Origin of the sequence: Fredinandcohnia quinoae (genome assembly GCF_022427965.1) — a bacterium.
In the GTDB taxonomy this organism is placed as follows: Bacteria; Bacillota; Bacilli; order Bacillales; family Bacillaceae_L; genus Ferdinandcohnia; species Ferdinandcohnia quinoae.
The window spans coordinates 1-10,370 of the sequence record NZ_JAKTTI010000066.1 but is presented as its reverse complement, the minus strand read 5'-3'; the positions used below and the strand labels follow the sequence as shown (position 1 = coordinate 10,370).

Genomic DNA, 10,370 nt, shown 5'->3' with positions numbered 1-10,370 from the left:
GACAAAAGGCACCGAGAGGGATTCCTCTCGGTGCCTTTTGTCGACAATCTGAAACACATCCTCATGGATGTGTTTTTACATGTATATCAAGGGGATCCTTAGTTCAATGATTTAAATGACGAAAGAGAGATATCCACTTACATTAATTAATATTTAAATTTATTAGATTCGTTGAAACTCTCTCCATTCAGCTGGTAAAAGCCCTTGATATTTCTGTGTGAGAAATCGATCATCCACCAATATAATAATCCCTGTATCAGTCTCAGATCGTATTAATCTTCCTCCTGCCTGAAGAACCTTGTTCATCCCTGGAAAGGTATAGGCGTAATCATAGCCGTTTTTACCAGTCGATTGAAAATATTCCTTCATAATATTTCGTTCTAAGCATAGCTGTGGTAAGCCCACTCCGACAACAATAACGCCATTGAGCCTATTCCCTTTTAGGTCAACGCCTTCTGAGAAAATACCACCTAATACTACAAATCCGATTAGTGTATCTGTGTGATCATCCTTAAACTCCTCTAAAAACTGTTCTCGTTCATCCTCAGTCATACTGTTATTTTGAATGATGGTGCGAATTTCATGAAAGTTGGTTGTAAATTCTTCATAAACACTCTTCATATATTGATACGAGGGGAAGAAAATTAGATAGTTTCCTGGTCGCTCGCTTACAAGCTTTGTAAGCATATCGATCATTTGTTTTTTCGTAAAGTCTCTGTCATGATACCTAGTTGATAAAGGATTTATGAATACGTCTGTTTGTTCCTTTGCAAATGGTGATGGAATGGACAATGTGTAATCCTCTGTCGTACCGCCAAGCATATCCATGAAATATTGAAGCGGTAATAGTGTGGCAGAAAAATAGACAGTTGATCGAAACCTTTTTCGAATCTGCTGCAAAAGATAAGAAGGATCCAAACAAAATATTTTTAGTTGAACCTCATTTTTTAAAGTTTCAATATATAGCACAAACCGTTCATCAAAAAGCTTTGAGATTCGGACAAATCCTGTTGCAGCGAAATATGAATCCAATAGTAATTGTTGATCTTCTGATTTCGTTGACTGTAATAGTTCTATCTCAGCGTTATGAGCGAATACCTCAAGCATTTCTACCAAATCCTCTTGCAATTCCTTCAACACAAGATACCCATTCTCGGAACACTTTTTATTTAAATCAATAAAATATTTATTTAATTTCGTAACCGAATCAAATAAAGTAGTACCCTTGTATTCACGTTTTAAAGCAAGAAAGCTTGATTTATATAATTCAGCTGAAAACATCTCTCGAGCTCGATCAACTAGATTATGAGCTTCATCAATTAATAATGCAGACTGCCTCTTATATTCATCGAAAAATCGCTTGAGAGATACCTTTGGGTCAAAAATATAATTGTAGTCACAAATAATCGCATCCGCAATAATAGCTAAGTCCAAGGAAAATTCAAATGGACAGAGCGTATGCTTTCTTGCATATTCCTCAATTGTGGTACGATTTATAAAGGTTTCATGTGAGAATATATCTAAAATGGCTTCATTTATTCGGTCATAATAGCCATTCGCAAACTCACAGTAATCCTTCTGGCAACGCGTTTCTTCTTTAAAACATACCTTTTCCTTTGCAGTTATAGTAACCGCACTCATACAAAGGCCTTTCCTTCTCATTAGAGAAAATGCTTCTTCAGCAGTTTGTCTCGTAATCGTTTTTGCGGTTAAGTAAAACATTCGCTCGAGTTTTCCTTCACCAATCGCCTTTACAGTTGGGAAAATGGTAGAGATGGTTTTTCCAATACCAGTTGGTGCGTTTGCAAAGATATTTCTTCCCTCTGCAATGGTTTTATAAATAGCACCAGCTAATGTACGTTGACCTTCTCGATATTTTTCAAACGGAAATTGCAAATCCTTAATGCTTTGATCTCGATTCATTCGATGCTCGTGAATGAGGGATGCGTAAGGTGCATATTGCTTTACCAAGTTTTCAACAAACTGTTTAAGTTCTTCGAATGTGAACTGTTTTGTAAATTTCTTTTGCTCTTTTGTAACCACTTGTACATAGGTTAATTGAACATTCATTTTCCTTTGATTGTTGTCTTTTGCATAAATAAAAGCATACACCTTAGCCTGAGCCCAATGGACTGGGAAGGTGTCTTCTTCGATGTCGGCCAGATTTCTTACGGTAGACTTAATTTCGTCAATCAGTATTTCTTCATTATGAAAAATTAAACCGTCACATCGACCTTCAATCGTGAATAACATCTTCTCGTACTCAATGTTCGTTTTTAGAAATACTTCCTTTTGATCAATATCCTTATACGTACTTTGAATAGCCTTATGTACTTTTGTTCCTTCGGTAAGAGTTGTAACGGTTCGAAATTTGTTATCAATACTTCCACTCCGATAAAAATACTCAACCAATGTCCGTACTGAAATCTTTATTTCAGGTAGCATTTTCATCACCATATTTTCTAGATAAATAATTATATAGTACAAAGTATATCAAATTATACAAACTTGTAGGTTATAAAGAAAACTCGCCAATTGGCGAGCCTTTGGGCGAAGACAGAGGCGTTAGCTCGGAAAAAGGAGCCTGTTCCTCATGAAGTTAACACTTTGAATGAGGTGCAGGCTCCTACTATGTTTTTTTACTAATAATCATTCAACACATTCTCATATAAAAGCTCCTGAAATTTAACTAGTTCCTCTGTCTGCTGCAGTTCCGGACATAATTTTAAAGAATGTAATGCACTCTCAATTAAGAATTGTCTAGGGAGCTTGTTATTCATTAATTCTTCTTGAATGAAATCTAATAATTGCAGATACTTCACTCTTTCAGGTTCATTTTGGTGCACTTTCATTATGATTTTCTTTAAGGCTGCTGATAAATAGTAAAACTCATTGCGGTACTGAACATCTTTATCAGTTGAATCAGGTAGCCAGGTTGTTAATAAATCAGGTTGCAAAAGTTGGACCTTTACTTTATTTAAGTCATTCACAATCGTAATAACACGGTTCAAGCAATAGCGAATAATATCAATTTGTTCATATTTTGATTCTTTATTCAAGTGATTGTAATGGAACATATGATGAAGAATTCCAGAAAATATGACCGTACAGTCCAATAAATAAGGTTGTTTATCATGGCCAAAAAGCTCGAGAAAACGGTCATAGATCCATTTTGTTTGATTTAGTTGAGCCCTTTTAACAAATTGTTTTAAATCAGGATCATTCGAGACAAAGACCTCTTCAACTAAAGAGAATAACTTATTTCTTTTATTTGATTGAATATATACATGTATCTGTTTAATAAACACTTCCATATCAGTAAGATTTTCCCCGATTAATAAAGCATCGCGTTCTTTCTCATATTTGGCATTAATTGTATTAAAGACTGCTTTAAACAATTCGCTTTTCGAAGGGAAATAGTTATAAAATGTGCCTTTTGAAATACCGCTATAATCCAAAATATCCTGTACTGAAGTTGCTTGAAATCCCTTTTCTAAAAATAATTGATGTGCTTTTTTAATAACATGCTGCTTTCTTTCATTCATTCTCTTCACCCTAAAACTTGTGTTATAAAAATTATACCACATTATTTCATTTTGCTTACAAGCAACAATAGGTACTGAGCTGAATGAAGGAAATGAGGGAGGGGAATCGGTCGGATTCTCCCAAAACCCTTAGGGCTGGTTCAGGATTCCTATAAATTAAGGAGATTAGCCGAATTATTGTAAAAACCCGCCGAAAAAAATTTGGTTTCAGTCGAAATATTATGCGTTACGACTTCTGAATTCGGCGTTAGCACCACTTATTTGGCGTTAGCACCATTTATTCGGCGTTACAACCACTGAATTCAGCGTTAGCATCACTTATTCGGCGTTACAACCACTGAATTCGGCGTTAGCATCACTTATTCAGCGTTACAACCACTGAATTCGGCGTTACAACCACTGAATTCGGCGTTACCACCATTAATTCCTTTACAATCTCGGATCAACAGGATCTGATTCCATCGCCAATGTAGCTAACACACATTCATGGACTCTTTCAATTGACTCTCCGTTTACAAATCTTTTGATTCCTTCGACACCAAGGGCAAACTCCCGAAGTGCCAACTTTTGTTTTTTGCCCGTATTTCTACTTTTCAATCGAGTAAGGTTTTCAGGAAGTAAATAATCCATCCCATAAATAATATGCAAATATTTGCGGCCTCTTACCTTTATGGCAGGTTGAAGGAGTTTACCTTGAGACTTGAACACAAAGGATTCCGGTTTTATGACAATTCCCTCATGTCCTTCACTTGTTAGCTCTTCCCACCATTTAATCACTGCTTCTTCACTTGCGATGTCATGAATGACTCGATATTCAGTTTCAATAAATAGTGTAGATTCCTTCGCAAGCTCGCGATTCATTTCCATATGCCAGAGATGTGATTTATCAAAAAACGTCTCATTACTATGTGCCAGCACATGAAATGGGGCAATTTGAATTTGGTTGACATCTTTAACATCCCAGCAATATTTCTGAAAAACCTCTCGAAAAATATACGCATTATCAACTTTTTGCTCATATTCAAACAACCAGTTTTTTATTGTTTCATTTCCTGTTGAAGTTTCAGTTAGCTTTTCCATCAGCTTCACTCGATCTAAAATCGCATTTTCCGAAACATGAGCATATTGACTTCCAATGAGTTCCTTCGCTTTTAAATTCCATGGCATAATTTCAGCATCAAGTAAGACATAATCTGTTCGATACTTTTCAAAATATCCACTATTATGCAACTCAATATTTATTTTCCCTACAATTTCTTCTTCCGTTTCCCTGTCAAAAAAGCGTCGACCTGTCCGAGTATAAATCGTCCCAAGTATTTCGAATCCAACATATTTTAATGCAACTTCCTTATTCTTAAATAATAATAAAATTCCTCTGCTACCCATATGCTTTTTCTCGGCAATCATTGTTTCAACTCTACGACTCCGATAATATTCTATAGCCTCTTTCGGATGCTCTAAATAATTATCCAATGCTGATGGGTTTGGTGTCGGGCTCATCGTTGGTGGAATATAAATTAATTGTTCGATTGGAATCGTAAAATGCGAAACTGTATCGATCGCTGATTTTACCGTATCTGGATGAACCTTCACTTCACCATATTCCCCTGTTAAAACTGAATAGCCCTCTAAAAACTTACCAATATTAGGCGGATTCAAACGATTTTTCTCCCAATCTTTTAGTGGACTATCGTCCGCATCAGAATAATCCTGCTTTGCTTTGACCGCGATAAATTCCTTTTCAGGGTATCGAAATGCAGTCAATTTCCCACCAAAAACAGCACCCTGATCAATATTAATTGTGTTATTAATGATTAACGGCTGTGGCTTTGGGTCATGTCCCCATACAATTAGCGTACTCGTCTTATGATGAATGAACCAATCTTTTCTAACTGGCTTTCCATTTTCGTCAAATCCATCTGTGTCTCCATAGCGGCAAAAATCACGAATATCAGGTGATTGCTTTCCAATGAATTCATCCTTAATCCCTGCATGTGCACAAACCAAGGTTTGCACACCATTTTTCATGATTACATAATGGGAAGGAGCCTTTAATAGCATTTCTTTCAATGCAGTTTTAATTTTGGTAGCTTGTTCTGTACCATAATTCTCTTCATATTCTACGAAATCCTCTGCTACCTTTTCATCCCCATGACTTAGAGTCACATTTTTCCCATCGAGCCATCTAGCAATTTTCCAGCCATGATTACTATCAATCATATAGGCTAAGCCAGATTTTAAATGTTTTAAAAAGAAAAGCATCGTTTTTAGAGATTCCGGTCCCCGACTCATTACATCCCCAACTGAGAAAAACTTCCTTCCATCTGGATGAACATAAAGCTTTTCCTGATTTTTTTCATAGCCAAGCTTCTCTAAAAGCGCAATCATTTCATCAAAGCAGCCATGAATATCACCAATAAAATCAATACCAGCACCGATGTCTATTTCAAGCGGATTACTTCTTCTCTCCAACTCAAAATCTTCAAAATCACTAAGAACATAAGTCGCCGTATAACCTTCTTTTTTGATAAAACGCTTTTCCCTTTTAAAGACTTGATATTGCTGCTTGATTCTTCGTATTCCCCTTGGATTACTCCTCTGCTCATCCCTTCCGAGAAGTGTATCCTGTGGAACATCCAATACAATAGCAAGTATTGGAACATTATTTTTCCGAGCTAATGTAATATATTTTTTCCTGTCATTAGGTTGAAGATGGGTTGCATCAACAAATGTTAGCTTATTTAATCGACATCTTGCTTCAATTACAGAATCCATCATTGAAAAGGCTTCACTCGAAATGGCGTAATATTCATCATATAAGCTATCTGCCTCATCCTTATGACGACCATGCCAGTCGATGAATTCTAGATCACCTACTAAAATACGAAAATCATCAGAACTGACTACCTCTGATGCCAATATTTCTTTTTTATCAATGAACTTTCGCAAAAGAGTGGACTTTCCACTGTTAGATGGTCCTACAAGTAGTACAATTCCAGAATGAGGTAAAATGATTCGCATCCTAATCCTCCTTTCTCACAAATATACACATTTGCGTTGGATAGCCATATTGTTCGTGTTCATCACCAATACCATCAAATGATAATTCATAACGGGTTTGTTGATTTCGTTCAGCACACCAATTTTTGAATTCATCCCGGGTCCATTCAAAACGATGGTCAGTATGCCTGAAATGCTCCTCCATGTCGTACACATTGTTGTACTCTTTATTGGGAGTTGTAATGATTAATACCTTCGGTTGATATTCTATTAATATCGTCTCCATTACCTTTGGCAATCGATATTCGTCAATATGCTCAATAACCTCGCATAAAATCATAATATCCTTATTCTTTAATCGTTCATCATAATAAAAAAGCGATCCCCATAACGAAGTTGGTTTAACAAATCCGTTTTTGTCCTCAACTTTTCTGTACCTTTCTAAAGCCCGAAGTGTTGCTACTTCAGATGGTTCAACTGCTAAAACTTCTTTCACTCCATCAATAAATCCTAACCGAGTTGAAAGCTTTCCTTCACCTGCACCAAAGTCAACAATGCTTTCACGCTTATTCAACTTGCTAACCGTTTCAATTATTTTTTCATAACGTAAATCATTCAAGCGAACCTTAACAATTGGTTCTACTTCTTTTTGATCTGTATTCTTTTCAACTATGCTATATATTTCTTTAAATCGAAGGGCTTGTCTTAAAATAAAATCCTTTTGTGGGTGACTCTCTAACCAGCCTTTTCCATAACGCTCTATTTTATCGATTTCTTTTTCATCAATATAATAATGTTTGTAATCATCTAATACTGGAATTAATACGAATAACTGATGTAAACCTTTTTGTAATGTGGTTAATCCTTTTAAAGAAATATATCTTGCGGTGCTCTTCGACTTGATCGTAAAAGCGTAATCAGACGTCCCATATTCAATCATCACATCATAGCCAAGTGGTTCAAATAGATCCTTAATTTGTTCGTCTGAAAGCGCAGAAACAATCGGACCGAAGCTAAATTGAAATGGGAAACGATGAGCCACCCACTCCACATATCCTTCCGTTGGTTGCCCGTTCAATGCAGTGCCAAGCGCAGGCCTTATGAGTGAGCAAAAAATGCTACTAACTGCGAATTCGCGGTCATTAATATAATGAGTTATATCATACGAATTAGAAGTATTTTTAACAAGTTCAATTGGATCTGGTGTAACAAAAATCGTAACTTCAACTTCAGATTGATTAAACTTACTATAAAATAGCCTTACTAAATGACCTTTGTGATTTCGTTCATAGCTATTATTAGGATTTTTAGCCAATAAATAAGAAATGGCTTGTACATTTTCTCCAGTCGCACTTATTGTTAACTGCATATTAAAACCTCACCTTATGGAATCATTCACACTATCATTTTATGTTTATCATAGCAGTACTCTTCTTACTTATACAAAAACTCTTCAAGAAAATAATCCATGAAGAGTTCCCTTGGTTTTATTATTACTTCTACTTGTGCTTTTTTATAGCCCTCTCGTAGTGCCCATCTTGCCTTGGAAGAAAGTAAGTCCATCTCCATCTTGCTGGTGGATTTGTTGAATTTCTCCAATGAACAAATCATGATCGCCGCCATCATATACCTTCCAAGGCTTACATTCCATCCATGCAATGCTGCCTTTAATTTTCGGAGCAATCCCTGTAGAATCCCAATCAATTTGTAAACCTTCCTGCTGTTTTCCTGCAAATTGCCATGCAATGGCTTCTTGATCAGCTGACAACACATTTATTGTAAACGATTTTCCTTGCAGCCCTTTATATGCACTTGCATTTTTATCGATTGAGATAAGTGCTAATGCTGGATCTAGAGACACCGAAGTAAAGGAGTTAACTGTAATCCCTCTCTTTTCTTCACCTTCAAACCACGTAACAACCGTTACTCCTGTAGCAAATTTTCCAAAACAATTTCTTAATGTACGTGCATCCATCACATTCATCTCCTTAAAATTCGTATAATTTAATATTCTATACTATTTATATTCGCCAAACTAATAAATTGCCTAAAAAAAAGGAAAGTCGAATTTTGTTGTCAGTTATTATCGGAAAATTTCATCTCTTTTTAGTTGATTGATAGATTTTTTAAATGTTACCATAGATATGTAAGCGTTATCAATGATAACTCTTACATACTAATGTCTCAGCTGAAAATATAGAAATATTTTAAGAGGAGGAATACGATGAGCCAACTGACTGTTGAATTAAGAGAAAAGGTAGAAAAGTTTTTAAGCGGCAATAAAAAGCTTTTTATTAATGGTGAATTTGTAGAAAGCATTTCCGGAAAGACATTTGATACTTTTAACCCTGCTACTGGTGAGGTACTTGCTTCCGTCTATGAAGCTGGTCCTGAAGATATTGACTTAGCAGTAAAAGCTGCTCGCAAAGCCTTTGATGAAGGTCCTTGGAAAAAGATGAGTGCTGCATCAAGAAGTAGAATCATGTACAAGCTTGCTGATTTAATGGAAGAACATAAAGATGAGCTTGCACAATTAGAAACACTTGATAACGGTAAGCCAATTCGTGAAACGTCAAATGCTGATATTCCTCTTGCTATTGAACATATGCGCTATTACGCAGGCTGGTCTACAAAAATCGTAGGTCAAACCATTCCTGTTAGTGGCCCCTTTTTAAACTATACTCGCCATGAAGCGGTAGGTGTCGTTGGACAAATTATCCCTTGGAACTTCCCGTTATTGATGGCAATGTGGAAATTGGGTGCTGCACTTGCATCAGGCTGTACGGTGATTTTAAAACCAGCTGAACAAACTCCACTTTCAGCACTTTATTTAGCAGAATTGGCCGCGGAAGCTGGATTTCCTCCAGGTGTCTTAAATATTGTTCCAGGCTTTGGTGAATCAGCAGGTCAACCATTAGTCGACCATCCTCAGGTTGATAAAATTGCATTCACTGGATCGACTGAAGTTGGAAAGATGATTATGGCTAGAGCTTCAAAGTCATTAAAGCGTGTTACTCTCGAATTAGGTGGTAAATCACCAAATATCATTTTACCTGATGCTGATATGACGAAAGCAATTCCTGGAGCTCTTAATGGAGTTATGTTCAACCAAGGTCAGGTTTGCTGTGCAGGATCTCGTGTATTTATTCAAAAGAAGCAATTTGATAATGTTGTAGCAGATATGGTGAGCCATGCCGAAAAAATTAAGCAAGGTGCAGGTATCCATGGTGATACTGAAATTGGACCACTCGTATCGATTGAGCAACAAAATCGTGTCCTAAGCTATATTGAAAAAGGTAAAAGCGAAGGTGCTGAATTAGTAGTTGGTGGTACGCAACCATATGAGGCTGGATACTTCGTTTCTCCGACTATATTTGCAAATGTAAATGATGAAATGACGATTGCCAAAGAAGAAATCTTTGGACCAGTTATTTCAGCAATGCCTTATGAAGATTTAGATGAGTTAATTGCTCGTGCTAATAATAGTGATTACGGTCTAGCTGCTGGAGTGTGGACACGAGATGTCGCTAAGGCACACTATATCTCGAATAATCTTCGTGCAGGTACTGTTTGGGTCAACTGCTATAACGCATTCGATGCTGCATCACCATTTGGCGGATACAAACAATCTGGCTTCGGCCGTGAGATGGGATCGTATGCATTAGATAACTATACAGAAGTGAAGAGCGTTTGGATTTCGTTGAAATAATGGTGTTTTACGTGCTTTTCAGCTAATGACCGTATTTTTAGAATAACGTCCGTATTTTTATTTTGATCATGCACCTGTCAAGTAGACACTCTTAAAAACAGCCATTATGCCGATTT

Annotated in this window: 6 protein-coding genes; 1 reads left to right on the top strand and 5 read right to left on the bottom strand. The window is 36.5% G+C overall.

Going from position 1 to position 10,370, the window contains the following annotated elements; genetic code table 11:
• Positions 1-162: 162 nt before the first annotated feature.
• From MJG50_RS21725 to MJG50_RS21705, 5 genes are all read right to left on the bottom strand, one after another.
• Positions 163-2,445 carry an ATP-dependent DNA helicase gene (locus MJG50_RS21725; RefSeq protein ID WP_240257870.1) on the bottom strand — a complete coding sequence of 761 codons (2,283 nt, stop codon included), beginning with the start codon at positions 2,443-2,445 and terminating at the stop codon, positions 163-165.
• A gap of 197 nt (positions 2,446-2,642) precedes the next feature.
• Complete coding sequence (locus MJG50_RS21720; protein ID WP_240257869.1) at positions 2,643-3,545, bottom strand: TetR/AcrR family transcriptional regulator; 903 nt, start codon at positions 3,543-3,545, stop codon at positions 2,643-2,645.
• Between the two features lie 429 nt (positions 3,546-3,974).
• Positions 3,975-6,566 carry a polynucleotide kinase-phosphatase gene (locus MJG50_RS21715; protein WP_240257868.1) on the bottom strand — a complete coding sequence of 864 codons (2,592 nt, stop codon included), beginning with the start codon at positions 6,564-6,566 and terminating at the stop codon, positions 3,975-3,977.
• 1 nt (position 6,567) lies between these two features.
• Entirely contained in the window at positions 6,568-7,914 is a 1,347-nt protein-coding gene (locus MJG50_RS21710) for a 3' terminal RNA ribose 2'-O-methyltransferase Hen1 (protein ID WP_240257867.1), read from the bottom strand.
• Positions 7,915-8,058: 144 nt separating this feature from the next.
• Complete coding sequence (locus tag MJG50_RS21705) at positions 8,059-8,520, bottom strand: flavin reductase family protein (RefSeq protein WP_240257866.1); 462 nt, start codon at positions 8,518-8,520, stop codon at positions 8,059-8,061.
• Between the two features lie 249 nt (positions 8,521-8,769).
• Here MJG50_RS21705 and MJG50_RS21700 point away from each other — a divergent pair, with 249 nt between their 5' ends.
• Positions 8,770-10,254: an aldehyde dehydrogenase family protein gene (locus MJG50_RS21700; RefSeq protein ID WP_240257865.1), complete on the top strand. Its 1,485-nt coding sequence runs from the start codon at positions 8,770-8,772 to the stop codon at positions 10,252-10,254.
• The last annotated feature ends 116 nt before the right edge of the window (positions 10,255-10,370 follow it).